Below are 20018 nucleotides of genomic sequence, written 5' to 3' on the forward strand. Positions count from 1 at the left end.
AACACCAACAACCCCGCCCCCCCCCCCCCCCCCATCCCCCCCCCCCCCCCCCCCCGGGCCGCGCGCCCCCCCCCCCCCCCCCCCCCCCCCGGGGGGCGGCCCCCCCCCCCCCCCCCCCACGACCGGATGACGCTGGAAGAGGTCACTTCGCCTCTTTGACAGCGCTCTTCAGCGCTTGCTGCCAAGCCTTGTCGGGGGTGAGCTTGCCCTGTTCGACCGCCTGCATGGCGGGCTCGAAGGCACGCTCCTTGACGGCCTGGTGCTTCGGGCCGAGGACGACCGGCTTCAGCGACTTGGCGCCTTCGCCGAAGATCTTGCCGACCGGCGCCTTGGAGAAGTAGTCGTTCGTCAGCGCCAGGAACGCGGGGTCGTCCAGCGCCTTCGGCGATGACGGCAGCGGACCCGCCTCCTTGAAGGCTGCGACCTGACCCTCGGGGCTGGTCAGGAACTTGGCCAGCTCGTAGGCCTCCTTCGGGTGCTTGCTCTGGGTGGGCACGGCCAGCCACGAGCCGCCCCAGTTGCCGCCTCCACCAGGTACCGCGGCCACGTCCCACTTGCCGGCGTTCGCGGCGCCGGAGTTGGTCTTGATGATGCCGAGCATCCACGACGGGCACATGGTGACCGCGAAGCTGCCGTTCTTGAAGCCGGCCTCCCAGTCCTTCGACCAGGTGGCGATCTTGGCGCTGACGCCCTCCGACACCATCTTCATCGAGGTGTCCCAGGCCTGCCGCACGACCGGGTTGGAGTCGGCGATCAGCTTGTTGTCACGGTCGTAGAAGTTGGTCTCGCCGGCCTGCGACAGCATCGCGCTGAAGCTGGTGGTGACCGAGTCGACGAAGCCCTTGGCACCGGTGTTCGCGGCGGTGAACTTCTTGCCGGTGGTGATGAACTCGTCCCAGGTCGGCCACAGCTTCGAGACCGCCTCCCGGTCGGTCGGCAGCTTCGCCTTCGCGAACAGGTCCTTGCGGTAGCAGACCGCCAGGCCACCGACATCGGTGCCGAGGCCGATCAGCGGACCGTCGGCGCCGACCCGGCCCAGCTCCCATTTCCACGGCAGGAAGTTCGCCTGCTGGTCGGCCGCGCCCTGGTCGAGCAGGTTGACGAAGTTCTGCGGCTGGGTCTTGAACTCGTTGAGAATGCCCTCCTCGAGCGCCACCACGTCACCGGCGCCGGTTCCGGCCGCGAGGTACTGGGTGAGCTTGGGCTTGTAGTCGTCGAGCTTCTGCACGCTGCGCAGCTCGACCTTCACGTTCGGATGCGCGGTCTGGTACTGCGCGACCAGCGCCTTGTAGCCGAAATCACCGAACGTGTCGACCACGAGATTGACCTGGCCGTCCGCCGCCGGCTTGGTGTCCGTGTTCTTGCTGCATGCCCCGACCATGCCGATGGCCGTCACGGCAGCCACCGTGACCGCCAGGAACCGCTTCGTCTGGCTCATCGCCTGACCCCTCCTAGTTACTCAGGGCGCTCCATCTGGGAGCGCTCCCAAGAGCATCGGGGTGACCTGAGTCACTGTCAAGAGCTCAGTGGGAGCGTTCCCAAATCGATACTGGAGGGGCGGGTCAGAGCGTCAGGTCAGTTCGGGTACCCGCAAGTGGGCCAGCGCGAGTTCGAATTCACCCACATCCAGCAACTCGGCCCCCGAGTCCTTCGAACCAGCCGATCGCAGCGCTGCGGCCGCCTCCCGGTTGCTCTCCATCGCCTGCATACTGTCGTACGTCACCGAGGAGACGGCACGACCGGAGCTGCGGTCGACCAGCAGACTGGCGCTGCAGAAGCCGGCCAGCTCCTCGGCCTTCGGCAGGGATGCCATCCGGTAGACATCGATCGCCCGGTCCAGGTCCGCGGAGTCCACCTGCATCCAAGTGACGCGGACGCAGGCACCGTCGGTGGACTGGTGGTCGCGGTGCAGGACGGCGATCTCCCACTCGTCGACCTGGGGGCTGCCACCGAGCATCTGCCCGACGCGTTCACGGGTCGGCTGGAGCTCTTCGTCGGTGGCACGCATCGCCTCCTCGGACCGCCAGGCGCTGGTGACGATGCACCGCCCGGAGGTTCGGTCGACCAGCATGGACAGGCCGATACAGCCTTCCATCTGCGTGACCATGGGCATCACGCTGTCGCACACTTCAGCTATGCCGGCGTCGACGGACTCCGGCCTAGCCATGATCGTGGTGGAACGCGCGTACACGGTCCACCCCCTTCGGATCTGGGTGGCACCCCGGTGGCGCCACCGGTCGTCCTCCACATTCCTCCGGTCGCCGTCGGCTGGCAATGCCCTTCACCGGTCTCTCACTGCGAACTGTCGGCGGCCGGTGATTGACTGTGCGGATGGGGCGTACGAGTACCACAAACGGACAGCCGACCGACGAGCTGGCGCGGGATCGCGCCAGCCGCTGGTGGGTGCGCGGTCGCCGGGTGGGCTCGGTCGATCGCGCGGCCAAGTTCGTCGACGACGTCGGCTTCGCGCTGCTCTTCCCCGCCGCGAAACCGATCGGCCCGTCGCTGTGGGAGGCGGTCGCCGGCGAGGACGAGGAGCCCTTCGCAGGCGGCATGAACGACAACGAGCAGAAGGTGTGGGGCTGGAAGGACGAACTCCCCCGCCGCGGCCTCGCCTGGTACGGCGCCTTCCTCGGCGGCCGGGGCTCCTTCCTCTCCCCCAGCCTGCTCGCCAACCTCTACCCCGGCGACGGCGAACTAGACGACCACGAGCACCTCGACCTCTCCCCCGCAGCGCACGAACTTGCCGCCGCGCTTGCCATCGAGCCGCTCTCCAGCGCCACCCTCCGCGCCCTGCTCGGCGACAAGAACAAGTACCAGCGCGCCATCGGCGAACTCCAGAAGAACCTGCTCGTCACCACCGCCGGCGTCGAGGAACAGAGCAACGGTTGGCCCGCCGCCCTCCTAACCCTCACCTGCGAACAATTCGACGTCGGCGGCCGCCTCGACCACCGCGAGGCCGCCCGCCAATACCTCGACACCATGCTCGACGCCGCCCCCACAGACCTGGCCCGAGCCTTCCGCTGGCCAACCCTCAAAGCCCGCGACCTCCTCAACGAACTACTCGACCTCGACCAAGCCACCACCAAGGACGGCCGCAGGTACCAGCCCACTGGTCCGTCGTGAAGGCGTCTCCGGCGGCAGAGGCAGCCGGAGACCTACTCAGTGCGCTTCGGCCAGGTCGAAGACGTTGCCCTCCGGGTCGGCGAGGGTGACCCAGTGGGCGCCGTACTCGTCGAACTCGCCGACTCGTTTGGCGCCCAGGCTGACGATGCGGTCGACCTCGGCCGCCCAGCCGGTGGTGGAGAAGTCGATGTGCAGGCGGTTCTTGCCGGCCCGGTCCTCGGGGACCTGGATGAACATCAGCGCTGGGCCGTCGGCCGCCTTGTTGACGGTGGCGAAGAACTCGTTGCTCTCGGCATCGACCTGGGTGTTGAGCACGCCGGCCCAGAAGCCGGCCAGTTCGGCGGCGTTGCGGCAGTCGAAGACGACGTGTTCGAGAGTGATGGACATGGTGGTTCAGCCTTTCGGAGAAGGGATCCGCTGGATCGGCCAGCAGATCTCGGTACGGAACTCGGTCTCGTCGACGCCGTCACCCGGCCCGACGAGGTACAGCTCGCGAATCGGCCCGGCAGCGACCTCGCAGTGCTCGGCGACATGGCTGCCGAGCGCGCCGTACGTCCGGTCGAAGTCCGTGAACGGACCGTCGTGCCGGGTGATCGCGAAATAGCCGGCCGGCAGATCGACCAGCGAGACCCGATCGATCGCCGGCTGATCCGGCGCGACCGGCAGGAACCCGACCACCTCACCGGCATCCTCGGTGAAGAACTCGTCCCCGTACGTCGCTCCCGCGGTCGCGTCGATCCCGTACCGCCCGGCGATCTCCCCCAGCACGCCGAAGGTCGACCCGCACCACGCGTCGATCGAGTCGCGATCGACGCGGTCGGTGATCGCGTACGCCCGGAAAGCCGGTACGAACCGGTACTCGACCGCCAACTCGCCGACCGGCAGCGTCAGCATCGACCGCAGCGACGCGACCACGTCTCGCGTCTGGGCCAGCTCGCGCTCCATCTGATCCAGATGCAACCTCAACGTCTGGTCGCGGGTCTGGACATCGGGCGCCTCGACCACGGCTCGCACCTGAGCCAGCGGCATCTGCAGATCGCGCAGCCGCCGGATCAGCTGGGCCACCGGGACCTGCGCCGTCTCGTACCGGCGGTAGCCCGACGAGGCGTCGATCCGCGCCGGAGCCAGCAGGCCGATCTCGTGGTAGTGATGCAAGGTCTTCACGCTCAGATGCGTGAGTCTGGAGAACTCACCGATCGTCACCGACGCCGTCATGCAGGCAACTCTCCACCCTCCGCCTACCGGAGGGTCAAGCCCGGCGCCTCGTCCGGCTGCGGGGCGGCCGGCCGGACGAGTCGCGGAGCTCGAACGCAGCTCGACCGCCACCGGGGGCGCGATGGCGGTCGGACTGCAGGTGTCCCCGTGCGGACACCGGGTCTGGCGATCCGGGTCAGGTGATCCGAATCAGTCGCTCCCCGTCAGGAGATGGTCCACTTCTGGTTTGCGGCCCCGGTACAGGACCAGATCTGCAATCGGGTCCCGTTGGCCGAGTTGTTGCCGGTGACATCCAGGCACTTGTTCGCCTGTGGATTCGTCAGGTCGTTGTTCGCGTAGTTCCATTGCTGTGCCCCACTGCCGTTGCAGGTCCACAGCTGTGTCTGCGCGCCGTTGGCGACCGACCCACCCGAGACGTCGAGGCACTTGCCGAGCGCACGGAGGGTGCCGTCACCAGGCCGGCTCCACTGCTGGGCAGCGCTGCCGTTGCAGTCGTACAGGTTGACCGCAGTACCGTCCGCGCTGTTCGCGCCGGCCACGTCGATGCACTTGCCGGCCAGGCCGGTGATCTGGCCACCCGTACCGCCACCACCCTGGGTGCCGGACCAGGTGAAGGTCGCCGAGGTCTTGGTCGGCAGAGTGTAGGTGAAGGACTGGCTGCCCCAGTTCACCCGGACCGACTGGCTGCCGCCGGTGGTGTTGAAGGCGATCAGCGACTTCGAGCCGTCGGGGTTCTTCCAGGCGACGTTCTTGACCGAGGCGTTCGCGGTCGAGTCGATCCGCAGCGCGCCCGGCTTCACGAACTTGGTCAGGTGCCCCATCGTGTAGTACTCGACCGTCTTGGTGACCTGGCCGGCCTGGCCGTCGTTGCGGTGCACGGTGACGAGGCCGGTGCAGACGTTGCAGCCGGAGCCGACGAACGGCAGGTGGTTCTCGTCCAGCGCTAGGCCCCACTTCACCCACGACTTGTCCCAGTTGCGGGTGTAGTCGATCAGGTTGTTCATGTCCTCGACCTGCTGGTTCGGGATCCAGGTACCACCCGAGTGCTCGGTCATGTAGGCGGGCACGTTCGGGTACTGGTTGTGGATCTGCGTCTGCAGGTTCACGTCACCGCCGTACCCGTGCCAGGCGATCCCGCCGAAGTTCGGGTCGTTGCGCAGCGTCGCGTCGGCCAGCGGGACCGAGCCGAGGTCGTTGTAGTTGCCCCAGTTGTAGTCGAGCACCATCACCTTGGTGGCCAGCCCGGCCGCGTGCAGCGCCGGGAACAGGTGGTTCTTGGTGAACTCGAGCAGGCCCGAGCCGTTCCAGTTCATCGACGCGTAGCCGGTGCTGTCGCTGCCGCAGCAGGTCGGCTCGTTCTGCACCGTGACGTAGTCGATGTGGTTGCCCTGGGCCTCGTTCTGCTGGATGTACTTGATGAAGTACTGGGCGTACATCGGGTAGTACTCGGCCTTCAGCCAGCCGCGGTGGACGAAGTCGTTGTTGTCCTTCATCCAGGCCGGCGCGCTCCACGGCGAACCCATCACCTTGAGCGCCGGGTTGAGCTGCTTGGCCTGCTTGGTCAGCGGCACCACGTCGGCCAGGTCGTGGTTGATGGTGAAGTCGTTCAGGTTGCAGCAGGTGTCGTCGTAGGAGTAGTTGAACCGGGCCAGGTCCGAGGCGCCCATCGGGTTGCGGACGAACGCCAGGCCGATCCCGTTGACCGGGTCGAACAGGTCCTTCATCACCTGGTTGCGGGTCGTCGCCGAGATCACGTTGCTGCTGTTCAGCAGCCAGGCGGAGCTGTCGGCGAACGACGCCCCACCTCCCTCGAAGGACTGGTACGTCGTGTTCTCGTTGACCGTGATCGTCTGGTTGGCCGAGCCACCGGCCGGGCCGAAGTTGACCGGCGTCTGCTGCTGCAGGCCGCGCGTCACGTTCTGGCCGGCCGAGTCGTTCGTGGTGGTCAGGTAGATGTTGACCTGCTCGCCGGCGGCGTGGGCGGGCTCGGGATTGCTGATGCCGATTCCGGTCGCGATCACGGACAGGGCCGCGAGCCCGGCAAGCGCCGGCAGCACACGCCGGCGCCGGCCGCCGAGACGGAGGGTCCAGTTCGGAGACATGGGCGGATCTCCCTTTTGCTCAAGGGGTTCTCAGAGTGGGGTAGGACCCCGAGGTACCGGCGTCTGCCCGCGCCGCAACTGGTGGTCAGCTTGAGATAACCATCCGTGAATGACCGTGTCAACGTCAGGGCTGAACTTTTTTCACGTCTTATATTTATATGTGGTCTTGACCTGAGAGCGTTCTCACAGCAAGCTGCCACCCAGCGATTCCCTGTCTCGCGACAGTCCGCCCCCGCCCCCCAACGGCCGGACACACGCTCCGGCCGCGCGAGAAATGAGGCACGCATGAGGCTCACGCGTACCCGGTTCCGGTCAGCCGCCCTGCTCGCCGCAGGCGCCGCCCTGGTCGGCACCGCTCTGCTCCAATCCCCCGCGACAGCCGGCACCTCCGCAGTCGACGCGGCCGCCTCGCCGATGGCGGCGAACGCGGTCGGCCCGGTCATCTGGGAGGACAACTTCGACGGCCCGGCCGGCCAGGCCCCCGACTCCAGCAAGTGGCGCTACGACATCGGCGGCTCCGGCTGGGGCAACGACGAGCGGCAGTACTACACCAACAGCACCCGCAACTCCGCCAAGGACGGCGCCGGGAACCTGGTGATCACGGCGCGCCAGGAGAACGGCGGCTTCCAGTGCCACTACGGCCCGTGCCAGTACACGTCGGCCCGGCTGCTCACCGCACAGACCTTCACCCAGACGTACGGGCGGTTCGAGGCGCGGATCAAGATCCCTGGCACCCAAGGGGTCTGGCCCGCGTTCTGGATGCTCGGCGCCCAAGGTGGCGGCTGGCCGAACAACGGTGAGATCGACATCATGGAGAACATCGGCCGCGAGCCGAACACCGTGCACGGCACCATCCACGGCCCGGGCTACTCCGGCGCCGAGGGCATCGGCGCGGCGTACAACTCCCCCAACGGCCAGGCCTTCCGCAACGGCTTCCACACCTACACGGTCGACTGGGAGCCCGGCGCGATCACCTGGTACGTCGACGGCGTCCAGTACCAGCGCCGTACGCCCGCCGACCTCGGCGGCGACACCTGGGTCTTCAACCACCCGTTCTTCCTGATCATGAACGTCGCGGTCGGCGGCTACTGGCCGGGCTACCCCGACGGCAGCACGGTGATGCCGCAGACCATGACGATCGACTACGTCCGCGTCAACCAGCTCACCTCCGGTGGCGGCGGTGGCGGCGGCGCGATCAAGGCGCTGGGCAAGTGCATGGACGTCGCCGGCGCCAACTCGGCCGACGGTACGGCCGTACAGCTGTACGACTGCAACGGCTCGGCTGCCCAGCAGTGGACCCGTCCGGGCGACGGCACGATCCGCGCCCTCGGCAAGTGCCTGGACGTCGCCGGCGGTGGTACCGCTGACGGCACCAAACTCCAGATAGCCACCTGCAGCGGCAACCCCGCCCAACAGTTCACCTACAGCGGCGCCCAGGACCTGGTCAACCCGCAAGCCAACAAGTGCGTAGACATCCCGTCAGCCAACACAGCCAACGGCAACCGCCTCCAAATCTGGACCTGCAACGGCACCGCAGCCCAGAAGTGGACCATCTAAGACCCAACACCCCGGGGACAGGCGCACACCGCCTGCCCCCACCCAAAACAAGAACCGAACCACAAAGAAACAACCAAGAACAAATACAACAGAAATGACGGAACAGCAACACAAGGTGCCATGGATCTCCATGGCACCTTGCTTTGCTGTCAGGTGTCGCGCAGTACTGCCGAGGCAAACACCGGCAACGAGCGCCATCGTGGCTGGGATCCATCCGCTCAAACCCGACACGCAGCCGCAGGACAGTGCAGGACTAGATGCGGTTAGTGCGGTCGTCGGCGGGCGCCGGAGCTGTACAGACCTCGTCATGTCAGCGAACATGGCGAGTTCTGGTTAGCGACTCAACCCAGGGGTCGGATTGCGGACATACCGAAGGGGCGCCGCAAGCTGATCGCAACCTGCGGCGCCCCACCGAGTCTTATACTTCTATAACTTCTTGTTCTTGTTACGGCTTGCGGTGGGTCTTGATCAGGTTGGTGTAGGTTTTGCCGCTGGTTTTCATGACTCGTTTGCCGGTGGGGTAGTCGACGTAGGCGAGGCCGAAGCGGGGTGCGTAGCCGTAGGCCCATTCGAAGTTGTCCATCAGGGACCAGGCGAAGTAGCCGGCCAGTGGGGCGCCCTGCTCGACCGCTCGGACGCAGGCGGCCAGATGGCCTTCCAGGTAAGCGGTTCGGTCGGTGTCGTCGACGTTGAAGTCCGCATCAGGTTGGTCGACCCAGGCCGAGCCGTTCTCGGTGATGTAGATCTTCTCGGCGCCGTACTCCTTGGCCAGCCGCAGGATCAGCTCCTCCAGACCCGCCGGGTGGACCTCCCAGTCGAGCATGGTGTGCGTTGCGTTCGGACCCGGCACCTGGCTGAATCCCAGCACCGGAACGGATTCGTCGGCCTTCACGATCTGCCGGAAGTAGTAGTTCAGCCCGACGAAGTCCGTCGGCGCTGCGATGATCTCGGCGTCGCCGGGCTGCTCGGGCAGCTCGACGCCGTACACCTCGACCATGTCCGCGGGGAAGCCGCGACCGAACAGCGGGTCGAGCCACCAGCGGTTGATGTGGCCGTCGGCAACCTGCGCGGCGCGGATGTCGGCAGCGGCCGTGCTGGCCGGCTCGATCCCACTGAGGTTGACAACCAGGCCGATCGACGGCGGCTGCGGGACCGACTCGCGCAGCGCCGCGACACCGAGTCCGTGGGCGAGCATCAGGTTGTACGACGCGCGCACCGCGATCGTCGGGTCCGTGATGCCGGGCGCCATCCGCCCTTCCCAGTGACCGATCCAGGCCGAGCACAGCGGCTCGTTCAGCGTGACCCAGTCGGTCACCCGATCACCGAGCCGGGCGCCGACGACAGCCGCGTACTCCGCGAACCGGTACGCCGTGTCGCGGTTCTCCCAGCCGCCGAGATCCTGCAGCGCCTGCGGCAGATCCCAGTGGTACAAGGTGATGAAGGGTTTGATGCCATTGGCAAGCAAATCGTCGACGACCCGGTCGTAGTACGCCAGACCGGCCTCGTTGACCTCGCCGGAGCCGGTCGGGAAGATCCGCGGCCAGGCGATCGAGAACCGGTACGCGTCGACGCCGAGCTGCTTGATCAGCTCCAGATCCTCGGGCCAGCGGTGGTACGAGTCGCACGCGATGTCACCGGTGTCACCGTTGTCGATGGCGCCGGGCACACGACAGAACGTGTCCCAGATCGACGGCAGCCGGCCATCGGCGTCGATCGCGCCTTCGATCTGGTACGCCGACGTTGCGGTACCCCAGACGAAGTCCTGCCGGAGCGGGGAGAGCTCGACCATCGGTGACCCCCAAGGGGTAGTAGGCGGGTTTTTTCAAAGCATAGTTGAAGTCCTGAACCCGGAATAGCGAACGGGGTTCCGGAACCGTGCGGGCCGAAAGACCGACGTCAGCGAACGCGCGCGGTGAGATTGCGCGGAGCGCGCGACGTGGTGCCGCCGTCCCGGAGCAACCGGAGAATCGGCAGCGTCGCGGCCCCCATGGCGACCGCGTCGCGACCGAGCTCGCACAGCTCGATGGACACCTGCGCGTAGGGCTGACGCAACGCGTGGCGAGCAGTGGCCGCGCGCAGCTCGGGCAGATAGCGCTCACCCAGCAACAGCCCGGACCAGCCGCCGAGCACGATCCGCTCGGGATTGAACAGGTTGACCAGGTTGGCGAAACCCGCGCCCAGGTAGCCGATCGTGTCCTCGACCACCTTCGCCGCGGCCTCGGACGAGTCGACCGAGTCGAGCAGCGCGATGAAAGCGGCTTCCTCATCGGCCCCGAAGGACACCTCGCTGCCACCGGCCAGTCGATGCCGATCGAGCACACCTTCGGCGCCGACGTACGCCTCGAGACAGCCGTCGGATCCGCAGCGGCACCGACGACCGCCGTACATGATCGTGGTGTGGCCCCACTCGCCCGCACTGCTGCGGGTCCCGCGATAGCTGGTGCCACCCGTGACGAGCGCCGCCCCGACGCCCGAGCCGACCAGCGCGACCACCGCATCGGTCGCGCCCCGGCCGGCGCCGAACCACATCTCGGCCTGCCCGAGCGTGTTGGCGCCGTTGTCGACCTGGATCGGGATCTCGGTTCCGGCGGCCAGCAGGGCGCCCAGCGGAACCCCGTCCCAGCCGAGCGTCTGCGCGTGTACGACCGCATCGGCGGGTCCTTCGACCACACCGGCCACCGCGACTCCCAGCCCGAGCACCCGATCGGGCGCGATCGCGGCCTCGTCGAGAACGGCCCGCAGACCCGCCAGCACGTACTTCACGGCCAGCGCCGGATCTGGTTTCGGCGTCTCGATCGGGTAGACCTTTGTGGCCAGCACGTTCATCGCCAGGTCGAACAGCTCGACCCGGACCCGCGTTTCGCCTACCTCGGCGCCGACGACGTACCCGAAGGCCGGCCGCACCCGCAGCAGCACCCGTGGCCGGCCGCCGTCGGACTCGACCGAGCCGGCCTCCTCGACCAGCCCCTCCTCGAGCATCTCGCCGACCAGGTTGCTGACGCTGGCCGCGCTCAGCGAGGTCTCGTGGCCCAGCTCGAACCGGCTCAGCGGCCCGTCGCGGTAGATGCTGGTGAGCAGCACCGATCGGTTGGACCGGCGCATGTCGCGCACAGTCGTCCGGCGTACATCCATGTTCTGCGGTCCACCCTCGGAATTGCCGGCTGCGGACCGCTGAAATCGATCCCTCGCCCAGAAGTCCATCATGCACCAGAGCCGGTCCGGAAGGGCTGGAACGGAACAGAGCGGGTGGACAACGTAGGACTTCTTACAAATCGTGAACTTAGTCGTGATTCGTTATCGCACCGTGATTGACGTGAGCTGACTCACTCCGCTTCACTCTACGGAACCGCTTCCGAAACCGGTTCCGAACATTCCGGACACGTCGCGGCAACATGACCCCAACCGCCCGAGGGGAGCTGAAGTGTCGATCACCATCGCCGACGTCGCCGCCCGTGCCGGCGTGAGCAAGACCACCGTCTCCCGTGTCCTGAACGGCAAGGGCGAGCTCGACCTGCGCACCGCCGAGCGGGTCCGTCAGGTGATCGCGGAGCTCGGCTACGTGCCGAGCGCCCGCGCCGTCGGGCTGGCCCGCGGCCGGACCCGGATCGTCGGCATGCTGGTCCCCTCGCTGACCTGGCCCTGGATGGGCGAGGTGCTGCAGGGCGCCGTGGACGTGGTCGAATCCGAGGGCTACGGCCTGCTGCTGTTCACCTGCAACCGGGGTGAGGAATCCATGCAGCAGTTCGCCTCCCAGGTCTCGGCCCAGTCCTTCGACGGCCTGCTGGTGATCGAGCCGGAAGGCACGCTCGCGTACATCGAGCAACTGCACTCCCGCGGCTTGCCCGTCGTCCTGATCGACGACCGGGCCAAGCAACCTGTTTTCCCGTCCGTCGCCACCACCAACCGCGCCGGTGGCGCGGCCGCTGCCCAGCACCTGCTGGAGCTCGGCCGGCACCACCCGCTGGTGATCACCGGCGTGGACTGGTTCGGCTGTACCCAGGAACGCCTGGACGGTTTCCGCGACACCTACGCGGCGGCCGGGATCGAGCTCGACCCGAGACTCGTCTTCGAAGGCGACTTCACCCACGACTGCGGCCGCAAAGGCGTCCAGCAGGCCCTCGATGCCGGACTGAAGTTCGACTCGATCTTCGCCCACAACGACCTGTCCGCCGGCGGCGCCATCCAGGCCGTCCGGGAGACCGGGCGGAACGTGCCGAACGACGTGTCGGTGGTCGGCTTCGACGACATCCCCTACGCCCAGCACACCGAACCGCCGCTGACCACGGTGCATCAGCCGATGCGCCAGATGGGTCAGGCGGCGGCCCGGATGCTGATGGGCTACTTCGGCGGCAGTCCGATGCCCGAAGAGCCCCAAGTGCTGCCGACGACCCTCATCGTCCGCAGTTCAACTGCCCCCGTGACCGCCCGCCACACGGTGAACCGCTAGTCACCAGACCCCGGCGGCGGAGTGGCTGCCCCCGCTCCGCCGCCGGTGAAAAGCATTCGTCACCGATCAGCACCGATACCGATCTGTTAGCGCCGCCGATATTCCCATGAGAGCGCTTTCACGGCACGATGCGAAGACCCCCAGGCACCACGCACCACCCGACAGTCATCGGCTGTCATCCGCCAACCAGTTGGACGAAACACAGGAGGAACGATGCGAGCTCGACGCTCAGTCGCGCTAGCCCTCACGGGCGTGCTCGCGGCAGCCCTGATGGCTGCCTGCAGTAACGGGGACGACAGCAAGAACACGGCCGGCACGGGCGGCAGCACCACCACCGTGCTCAACGTGGGAATGCCGAACGGCCCGCAGACCGAGAACCACAACCCGTTCCTCGGCTCGTCGGCCGGTGCGTCGCTGGGTTACCGCTGGATGATCTTCGAGCCGCTGGTGATGATCAACGGCATCAAGCCCGCCGAGCCGGGCAAGCCGTGGCTGGCCACCGAGTGGAAGTGGGACGCCAACTTCACCAAGCTCTCGCTGACCATCCGCGACGGGGTCAAGTTCTCCGACGGTACGCCGATGACCGCCGACGACGTCGCGTACTCGTTCCAGCTCCGCAAGGACAACGAGGGCCTGAACACCGACGCGATCCCGTACGGGACGATCACCGCGTCGGGCAACAAGGTGGACCTGACCTTCACCCGGTCGCAGTTCACCAACCAGAACAAGGTGCTGACCGTCTTCGTGGTGTCGAAGAAGCAGTGGTCGGCGATCAAGGACCCGAGCAAGGACATCCTGAAGAGCCCGGTCGGCACCGGGCCGTACACGATCAAGTCGTTCACCCCGCAGACCACCACGCTGACGGTCCGCGACTCGTACTGGCAGGACCTGCCGAAGATCAAGGAACTGCGCTACACCTCGTACAACGACAACAACGCGCAGACCACCGCGCTGGCCAACGGCGCCTCGGAGTGGAGCTTCGTCTTCGTCCCGAACGTGAAGGCGGTCTACCAGTCGAAGGACGAGAAGAACCACAAGCTGTTCTTCCCGGCCAACCTGGGCATCCACGGCCTGTGGATCAACACCACCCGCAAGCCGTTCGACGACCCGGCGCTGCGCCGGGCGATGGACAAGGTGATCAACCGCGACGACATCTTCCAGCAGGGCGAGGCCGGGTACTTCTACCCGAAGGTCGAGTCCATCACCGGCATCCCGACGCCGGCCGGTGAGTCCTTCATCGCCCCGGAGTACAAGGACAAGAAGCACGTTGTCGACGTCGACGGCGCCAAGGCCGACCTGGCCGCGGCCGGGTACAAGCTCGAGGGCGATGTCCTGAAGGACAAGACCGGCAAGCCGGTCACGATCACGCTGACCGACCCGGCCGGCTGGTCCGACTACATCACCGACCTCGAGATCATCAAGGACAACCTGTCCACGATCGGGATCAAGGCGACCGTCGACAAGGCGAACCAGGACGCCTGGTTCAAGAAGATCGACGAGGGTGACTTCGACGCCGCGATGCACTGGACCAACGGTGGCGCGACGCCGTTCGACATCTACCAGAACATCATGGACGGCAAGATCCTCAAGCCGGTCGGCAAGGGCGGCGTCAGCGGCAACTACGGCCGGTTCAACTCGCCGGAGGCCACCAAGGCACTCGACGAGTACGCGAACGCCGCCGACGAGGCTGCCCGCACCACCGCGCTGAACACGCTGCAGAAGATCATGGTCGAGCAGATGCCGATCATCCCGACCTCGGCGTCCAACGTCGGCGGCCTGTACAGCACCAAGAACTGGACCGGCTGGCCGGACGACGCGAACCCGTACGCGCCGGGTCAGCCCACCCAGCAGAACGCACTCCAGATCGTCCTCAACCTGAAGCCCGCAGGAGCCTAAGGACACGCCGCGGCCGGGATCCCACCACCTGGGGATCCCGGCCGCGGTGCCACGATCTAGCTAGGAGTGCGAAACGTCATGACGGCGACCGAGACAGAACCGGTGACCACGGGCGACGTGGTCCTTGAGGCCGACGGCCTCACCAAACACTTCCCCGTCCGCCGGGGGTTGCGCGACCTGTTCACCAAGGAGCGCAAGGCAGTGCACGCGGTGGACGACATCCAGCTGACGCTTCGCCGGGGCCGGGTCACCGCGCTCGTCGGCGAATCCGGCTCGGGCAAGTCGACCGTGGCCCGGCTGATGGCCCAGCTGTACGGCCGTACCGCCGGCGACATCCGGCTGCACGGCGAGACGATCACCGTCCGGGGCGGGCGCGGCTTCCGCGCGTACTGCCGCCAGGTGCAGATGATCTTCCAGGACCCGTTCGCCTCGCTGAACCCGGTCCACACCGTGCGGTACCACCTCACCCGCGCGCTGAAGATCCACGGCCGCGCGGGCAAGGGCGCCGCCGAGCTCGAGCAGAACCTGAACGCGCTGCTGCTGCGGGTCCAGCTGACCCCGCCCGAGCGCTACCTGGACAAGTTCCCGCACGAACTGTCCGGCGGCCAGCGCCAGCGGGTGTCGATCGCCCGCGCGCTCGGCGCCAATCCCGAGGTACTGCTCGCCGACGAGCCGGTCTCGATGCTCGACGTCTCGATCCGCCTCGGGGTTCTCAACTTGCTTCGAGACCTGAAAGAACGCTTGAACTTGGCCATCCTCTACATCACCCACGACATCGCCTCGGCCCGGTACTTCGCCGACGAGACCCTGGTGATGTACGCCGGCCGGATGGTCGAGGGCGGCGACTCCGAGACCCTCACCCAGAACCCGGCGCACCCGTACACCCGGCTGCTGATCGAGAGCGCGCCCGACCCCGACCGGCTCGACCGGGTCGGCGACCCGAAGGACGCTCCCGAGGACAACGCGGGCGGTGAGCCGCCGAGCCTGATCGCACCGCCGACCGGTTGCCGGTTCCACCCGCGCTGCATCCACGCGATGCCGAAGTGCTCCACCGAACTGCCGCCCCGGTTCGAGCTGCCGGTCGTCTCCGGCGAAGGCGAACACTGGGCCGCGTGCTGGCTCTACGAGGAAGGGGCCGCGAAGTGAAGTTCCTTCTGCAGCGGATCGCGTTCTACCTGTTCACCGCGTGGGCAGCCGTCACCATCAACTTCTTCATCCCCCGGCTGATCCCGGGCGACCCGGTCCAGTCGCTGATCAACAAGCAGCAGGGCAACATCAGCACCGAGGCGATCCACTCGCTCTACGTGCTGTTCGGCCTGGACAAGAACGCCAGCATGCTGTCGCAGTACAAGGACTACTGGATCCAGATCTTCCACGGTGACCTCGGGACGTCGTTCACCTTCTTCCCGGCGCCGGTGTCGCAGATCCTGACCCAGTCGCTGCCGTGGACCATCCTGCTGGTCGGCATCACCACCATCGTCAGCTTCGCCCTCGGCACCGGGCTCGGCGTGCTGGCCGGCTGGCGGCGCGGCTCCTGGATGGACGGCCTGTTGCCGGTGACGACGTTCATCTCGTCGATCCCGTACTTCTGGCTCGGCCTGCTGGCGATCACCCTGCTGGCCGGCGCGGGCAGCTTCTTCCCGTCCTCGGGCGGCTACGAGCCCGGCCTGGTGCCGTCCTGGGACGGCGCGTTCATCGGCAGCGCGATCCAGCACAGCCTGCTGCCGGCGATGACGATCCTGATCTCCTCGGTCAGTGGCTGGATCCTCAGCATGCGCAACATGATGGTCACCGTCGCCTCGGAGGACTACATCACCGTCGCGCACGCCAAGGGCCTGTCCGAGCGGCGGGTGATGGTCAGCTACGCCGCCCGCAACGCGCTGCTGCCGAACGTGTCCGGCTTCGCGCTCTCGCTCGGCTTCATCGTCGGTGGAACGCTGCTGGTGGAGATCGTCTTCTCCTATCCCGGCATCGGCTACAACCTGTTCCAGGCCGTCGGCTCCAAGGACTATCCGCTGCTGCAGGGCATCTTCTTGATCATCACGCTGTCGGTGCTGGTCGCCAACCTGCTCGCGGACGTCGCGTACCTGCTGCTCGATCCCCGCACCCGCAAGGAGGGCTGACCGATGTCCGCACCAGCCAGCACCATCACAGCGGTCACCCCTGGTGGGCCGGCCGCGGCGACCGCCCCGGCCAAGCGTCAGCGGCTGCGGTTCGTTGCCAACGGCAAGGCGGCGACCGGCCTGGTCACGCTCGCCTTCTTCTGCCTGATCGCGATCATCGGCCCGTGGATCGCGCCGTTCGATCCGTCCAAGCGCAGCAGCGACATCCTGCAGAGCCCGTCCGGCAAGCACTGGTTCGGGACCACGCACCTCGGCCAGGACATCTTCAGCCAGATCCTGGTCGGCACCCGCGGCGTCATGTTCGTCGGCCTGCTGGCCGGCATCATCGCCACCGCGCTGTCGGTCCTGATCGGAGTCAGCTCCGGCTTCCTCGGCGGCGCCGCGGACGAGACCCTGTCCGCGCTGTCGAACGTCTTCCTGGTCATCCCGGCCCTGCCGCTCATCATCATCGTCGCCTCGACCATCCCCGGCGCGGGCGACCTGATGGTTGCCTTGGTCATCGGTTTGACCTCGTGGGCGTGGGGAGCCCGGGTACTCCGTGCGCAGACCCTCTCACTGCGACGGCGTGACTACGTCGAGGCGGCCCGAGCCACCGGTGAGAGCACCTGGCGGATCATCACGGTCGAGATCCTGCCGAACCTGACCGCGATCATCGCGTCGGGCTTCGTCGGTACCGTGATCTTCGCGGTGATGTCCGAGATCACCCTGGCCTTCATCGGCATCTCGACCATCTCCGAGTGGAACTGGGGCACCATCCTGTTCTGGGCGCAGAGCCAGCAGGCCCTCGCACAGGGCGCGTGGTGGTGGTTCGTCCCGGCCGGTCTCGCGATCGCGATCCTCGGTACCGCGCTGTCGCTGATCAACTTCGGCATCGACGAGTTCGTCAGCCCGCGGTTGCGCAGCAGCGGCCACACCAAGGTGAAGACCGCGGACGGCCACACGGTCAAGATGCGGGTCGGCTTCACCCCCGTCCTGTCCCAGAACGGCAAGAAGGACCCGGTCACGCCCGTGGTGCGGAAGGCCACTGACGAAGCGAAGGGCGCCGCATGAAGCCGCCAGTGCTGGAGATCAAGAACTTCAACGTCGACTACGGTCTCGGCGAACAGGCCGTCCAGGCCGTCCGGGACGTCACGCTGACGCTGCACCGCGGTGAGGTGCTCGGGCTGGCCGGCGAGAGCGGCAGTGGTAAGTCGACGCTCGCGTACGGCGTCACCCGGCTGCTCCCGCCGCCCGGCGTGATCAGCGGCGGCTCGGTCATCTACCACCCGCCGGGCGGCGAACCGTACGACGTGATGTCGCTCAGCAACTCCGAACTGCGGGCGTTCCGCTGGGCCGAGACCTCGATCGTGTTCCAGGGCGCGATGAACTCGCTCAACCCGGTGCACAAGGTCTCCACCCAGATGCTCGACGTGATCCAGGCGCACGAACCGCAGCTCAGCCATGAGGCCCGGGTTGCCCGCGCCAAGGAGATGCTCAAGCTGGTCGGCATCTCCGCCGACCGGATGGATGCCTACCCGCACCAGCTGTCCGGCGGTATGCGGCAGCGGGTGATGATCGGTATGGCCCTGGTCCTCGAGCCGCAGGTCGTCATCATGGACGAGCCGACCACGGCCCTCGACGTGGTCATGCAGCGCCAGATCCTCGCCCAGCTGGTCGAGTTGCGCGAGCGGCTCGACTTCTCGGTGCTGTTCATCACCCACGACCTGTCGCTGCTGGTCGAGTTCTCCGACCGGATCGCGATCATGTACGGCGGCCGCATCGTCGAGCAGGCGAAGTCGGCCGACCTCTACAAGGACTCCCTCCACCCGTACAGCGAAGGACTGCTCAAGTCCTTCCCGGCGCTGCGTGGTCCGCGCCGGGAGCTGGCCGGGATCCCCGGGTCGCCGCCCGATCTGCGCGGCATGCCCACCGGTTGCGCGTTCCACCCGCGGTGCCCGCACGCGTTCGACCGCTGCTCGACGGAGATCCCCGTCCTCGGCGTACCCGAGGCCAGGAACGACCCGAACCGCGAGGTGGCCTGCTGGCTGCCCGGTCGCGTTCCGGTCGGCTGATCTCTCACAACTACTTCGAAGGGAGCCAGTACGGCGCTCGCCCACCGGCGGGCGCCGTACACACGCCTATGAACACCACCGCTGTTCCCACCTCCGCAGTGTTCACCGCGCCGGCGGCCGAGCAGACCCTGATCGACAGTCTGCCGCCGGGCTTCCGCTGGGGCGTCGCGACCTCGGCGTACCAGATCGAAGGCGCCGTCGACGTCGACGGACGGACGCCGTCGATCTGGGACACCTTCTGCAAGGTCCCCGGCGCGATCGACAACGGTGACACCGGCGACATCGCCTGCGAGCACTACACCCGGATGCCGGCCGACGTTGCCCTGATCAAGGACCTCGGGCTGGACACGTACCGGTTCTCGGTCTCCTGGCCACGGGTGCAGCCGGGTGGTCGCGGTGGCGTCAACCCGGCCGGTATCGCGTTCTACGACCGGCTCGTCGACGAACTGCTTGCCCAGGGCATCGACCCTTGGGTGACCCTGTACCACTGGGATCTGCCGCAGGAACTCGAGGACGCGGGCGGCTGGCCGGTACGCGATACGGCGTACCGGTTCGCGGACTACTCGATGCTGGTGTTCGACGCGCTGAGCGACCGGGTGGACACCTGGACGACGCTGAACGAGCCGTGGTGCTCGGCGATGCTCGGATATGCGTACGGCGCTCACGCGCCCGGGCGGAAGGAGTACCCGGCCGCTGTTGCCGCGGTGCACCACCTGCTGCTCGGGCACGGGCTCGCGACCGAGCGGATGCGCGAGGCTGCTCCGCGCAAGCTCGACATCGGGATCACGCTGAACGCGGCAACGGCGTACCCGGCCAGCGACCTGGAGCCGGACCTCGAGGCAGCCCGTCGCGCTGACGGGATGGGCGCGCGGCTCTACCTCGACCCGCTGATCCACGGCCACTACCCGGCCGATGTCATTGCCGACCTCGCGGCCGAGGGCGTCGAGATCCCTGTCCAGGAAGGAGATCTGGCGACCATCTCCGCGCCGTTCGATGTCCTGGGCATCAACTACTACTTCAGCCAGAAGTTCACCGGCTTCGGCGAGAACGGCGAGGCGGTCGGCGAGGACGGCCTGCCGATCACCCGCACTCTCCCCCTGAACCGTCCGCGCACCGCCATGGACTGGGAGATCGTTCCCGAAGGCTTCACCGACCTCCTCGTCCGGATCAGCAAGGACTACCCCGGCGTCCCGATGGTCATCACCGAGAACGGCTCCGCCTTCGACGACACCGCGGACGAAACCGGCTACGTAGCCGACGAGGGTCGCACCGCCTACTTCGCCTCCCACCTGGCCGCCGTAGCCTCCGCCATCCAGCAAGGCGCCGACATCCGCGGCTACCTCGCCTGGTCCCTACTCGACAACTTCGAATGGGCCTACGGCTACGACAAGCGCTTCGGAATCGTCCGGGTCGACTACGACACCCAGGCCCGCATCCCGAAGCAAAGCGCCCTGTACCTGAAGGAAGTAGCTCAACAGCACCGCTCGAAGTAGATAGGCAC

General features: G+C 67.2%; 16 protein-coding genes. 9 read left to right on the plus strand and 7 right to left on the minus strand.

Translation table 11 applies throughout. From position 1 onward, the window contains the following. Window positions 1-142: 142 nt before the first annotated feature. Together ACIA12_RS30715 and ACIA12_RS30720 are read right to left on the minus strand one after the other, a co-directional pair. The gene (locus ACIA12_RS30715) at window positions 143-1438 is read right to left on the minus strand and encodes an extracellular solute-binding protein (protein WP_396370667.1); all 1296 of its coding nucleotides are present in this window, start codon (window positions 1436-1438) and stop codon (window positions 143-145) included. 132 nt (window positions 1439-1570) lie between these two features. Further along, on the minus strand, window positions 1571-2167 hold the full coding sequence (locus ACIA12_RS30720) for a putative quinol monooxygenase (RefSeq protein WP_396371175.1): 597 nt from the start codon (window positions 2165-2167) through the stop codon (window positions 1571-1573). A gap of 164 nt (window positions 2168-2331) precedes the next feature. On the opposite strand from ACIA12_RS30720, the gene ACIA12_RS30725 reads away from it, so the two are divergent. Beyond that, window positions 2332-3126: a hypothetical protein gene (locus ACIA12_RS30725; protein ID WP_396370668.1), complete on the plus strand. Its 795-nt coding sequence runs from the start codon at window positions 2332-2334 to the stop codon at window positions 3124-3126. A gap of 36 nt (window positions 3127-3162) precedes the next feature. On the opposite strand, the gene ACIA12_RS30730 is transcribed toward ACIA12_RS30725, so the two are convergent. The 3 genes from ACIA12_RS30730 to ACIA12_RS30740 form a co-directional block, all read right to left on the minus strand. After that, the gene (locus ACIA12_RS30730; RefSeq protein WP_396370669.1) at window positions 3163-3513 is read right to left on the minus strand and encodes a VOC family protein; all 351 of its coding nucleotides are present in this window, start codon (window positions 3511-3513) and stop codon (window positions 3163-3165) included. 6 nt (window positions 3514-3519) lie between these two features. Beyond that, on the minus strand, window positions 3520-4341 hold the full coding sequence (locus tag ACIA12_RS30735) for a MerR family transcriptional regulator (protein ID WP_396370671.1): 822 nt from the start codon (window positions 4339-4341) through the stop codon (window positions 3520-3522). Window positions 4342-4544: 203 nt separating this feature from the next. After that, on the minus strand, window positions 4545-6443 hold the full coding sequence (locus tag ACIA12_RS30740; RefSeq protein WP_396370672.1) for a ricin-type beta-trefoil lectin domain protein: 1899 nt from the start codon (window positions 6441-6443) through the stop codon (window positions 4545-4547). Between the two features lie 285 nt (window positions 6444-6728). On the opposite strand from ACIA12_RS30740, the gene ACIA12_RS30745 reads away from it, so the two are divergent. Then, a complete protein-coding gene (locus tag ACIA12_RS30745; RefSeq protein ID WP_396370673.1) occupies window positions 6729-8000 on the plus strand; it encodes a family 16 glycosylhydrolase in 1272 nt (423 codons plus the stop codon). 445 nt (window positions 8001-8445) lie between these two features. Here the strand turns inward: ACIA12_RS30745 and ACIA12_RS30750 are convergent, their stop codons facing one another. Next, a complete protein-coding gene (locus tag ACIA12_RS30750; RefSeq protein WP_396370674.1) occupies window positions 8446-9789 on the minus strand; it encodes a GH1 family beta-glucosidase in 1344 nt (447 codons plus the stop codon). A 107-nt stretch (window positions 9790-9896) separates the two neighbouring features. Then, complete coding sequence (locus tag ACIA12_RS30755) at window positions 9897-11132, minus strand: ROK family transcriptional regulator (protein WP_396370675.1); 1236 nt, start codon at window positions 11130-11132, stop codon at window positions 9897-9899. A gap of 289 nt (window positions 11133-11421) precedes the next feature. On the opposite strand from ACIA12_RS30755, the gene ACIA12_RS30760 reads away from it, so the two are divergent. The 7 genes from ACIA12_RS30760 (at window position 11422) to ACIA12_RS30790 (ending at window position 20010) form a co-directional block, all read left to right on the plus strand. Continuing rightward, window positions 11422-12447: a LacI family DNA-binding transcriptional regulator gene (locus ACIA12_RS30760; protein ID WP_396370676.1), complete on the plus strand. Its 1026-nt coding sequence runs from the start codon at window positions 11422-11424 to the stop codon at window positions 12445-12447. A gap of 213 nt (window positions 12448-12660) precedes the next feature. Beyond that, window positions 12661-14343, plus strand: coding sequence for an ABC transporter substrate-binding protein (locus ACIA12_RS30765; RefSeq protein WP_396370677.1), 1683 nt, complete (start codon window positions 12661-12663; stop codon window positions 14341-14343). 78 nt (window positions 14344-14421) lie between these two features. After that, window positions 14422-15489, plus strand: a complete 1068-nt coding sequence (locus ACIA12_RS30770; protein WP_396370678.1) for an ABC transporter ATP-binding protein — start codon at window positions 14422-14424, stop codon at window positions 15487-15489. Then, window positions 15486-16466 (plus strand): ABC transporter permease, encoded by a 981-nt coding sequence (locus ACIA12_RS30775; RefSeq protein WP_396370679.1) that lies wholly within the window; start codon window positions 15486-15488, stop codon window positions 16464-16466. The genes ACIA12_RS30770 and ACIA12_RS30775 overlap by 4 nt, the downstream gene beginning before the upstream one ends. Window positions 16467-16469: 3 nt before the next feature. Beyond that, window positions 16470-17516 carry an ABC transporter permease gene (locus tag ACIA12_RS30780; protein ID WP_343964468.1) on the plus strand — a complete coding sequence of 349 codons (1047 nt, stop codon included), beginning with the start codon at window positions 16470-16472 and terminating at the stop codon, window positions 17514-17516. Then, a complete protein-coding gene (locus ACIA12_RS30785; protein ID WP_396370680.1) occupies window positions 17513-18517 on the plus strand; it encodes an ABC transporter ATP-binding protein in 1005 nt (334 codons plus the stop codon). The genes ACIA12_RS30780 and ACIA12_RS30785 overlap by 4 nt, the downstream gene beginning before the upstream one ends. A gap of 68 nt (window positions 18518-18585) precedes the next feature. After that, window positions 18586-20010, plus strand: a complete 1425-nt coding sequence (locus ACIA12_RS30790; protein ID WP_396370681.1) for a GH1 family beta-glucosidase — start codon at window positions 18586-18588, stop codon at window positions 20008-20010. Window positions 20011-20018 lie beyond the last annotated feature (8 nt).

The organism is Kribbella sp. NPDC051620 (genome assembly GCF_044453825.1).
GTDB lineage: Bacteria > Actinomycetota > Actinomycetes > Propionibacteriales > Kribbellaceae > Kribbella.

What these genes read in the sequence shown, in the direction of transcription:
- ACIA12_RS30715 (WP_396370667.1), bottom strand. Translation starts at nt 1,438, where the DNA reads ATGAGCCAGACGAAGCGGTTCCTGGCGGTCACGGTGGCTGCCGTGACG.
- ACIA12_RS30720 (WP_396371175.1), bottom strand. Translation starts at nt 2,167, where the DNA reads ATGGCTAGGCCGGAGTCCGTCGACGCCGGCATAGCTGAAGTGTGCGAC.
- ACIA12_RS30725 (WP_396370668.1), top strand. Translation starts at nt 2,332, where the DNA reads ATGGGGCGTACGAGTACCACAAACGGACAGCCGACCGACGAGCTGGCG.
- ACIA12_RS30730 (WP_396370669.1), bottom strand. Translation starts at nt 3,513, where the DNA reads ATGTCCATCACTCTCGAACACGTCGTCTTCGACTGCCGCAACGCCGCC.
- ACIA12_RS30735 (WP_396370671.1), bottom strand. Translation starts at nt 4,341, where the DNA reads ATGACGGCGTCGGTGACGATCGGTGAGTTCTCCAGACTCACGCATCTG.
- ACIA12_RS30740 (WP_396370672.1), bottom strand. Translation starts at nt 6,443, where the DNA reads ATGTCTCCGAACTGGACCCTCCGTCTCGGCGGCCGGCGCCGGCGTGTG.
- ACIA12_RS30745 (WP_396370673.1), top strand. Translation starts at nt 6,729, where the DNA reads ATGAGGCTCACGCGTACCCGGTTCCGGTCAGCCGCCCTGCTCGCCGCA.
- ACIA12_RS30750 (WP_396370674.1), bottom strand. Translation starts at nt 9,789, where the DNA reads ATGGTCGAGCTCTCCCCGCTCCGGCAGGACTTCGTCTGGGGTACCGCA.
- ACIA12_RS30755 (WP_396370675.1), bottom strand. Translation starts at nt 11,132, where the DNA reads ATGGATGTACGCCGGACGACTGTGCGCGACATGCGCCGGTCCAACCGA.
- ACIA12_RS30765 (WP_396370677.1), top strand. Translation starts at nt 12,661, where the DNA reads ATGCGAGCTCGACGCTCAGTCGCGCTAGCCCTCACGGGCGTGCTCGCG.
- ACIA12_RS30770 (WP_396370678.1), top strand. Translation starts at nt 14,422, where the DNA reads ATGACGGCGACCGAGACAGAACCGGTGACCACGGGCGACGTGGTCCTT.
- ACIA12_RS30780 (WP_343964468.1), top strand. Translation starts at nt 16,470, where the DNA reads ATGTCCGCACCAGCCAGCACCATCACAGCGGTCACCCCTGGTGGGCCG.
- ACIA12_RS30785 (WP_396370680.1), top strand. Translation starts at nt 17,513, where the DNA reads ATGAAGCCGCCAGTGCTGGAGATCAAGAACTTCAACGTCGACTACGGT.
- ACIA12_RS30790 (WP_396370681.1), top strand. Translation starts at nt 18,586, where the DNA reads ATGAACACCACCGCTGTTCCCACCTCCGCAGTGTTCACCGCGCCGGCG.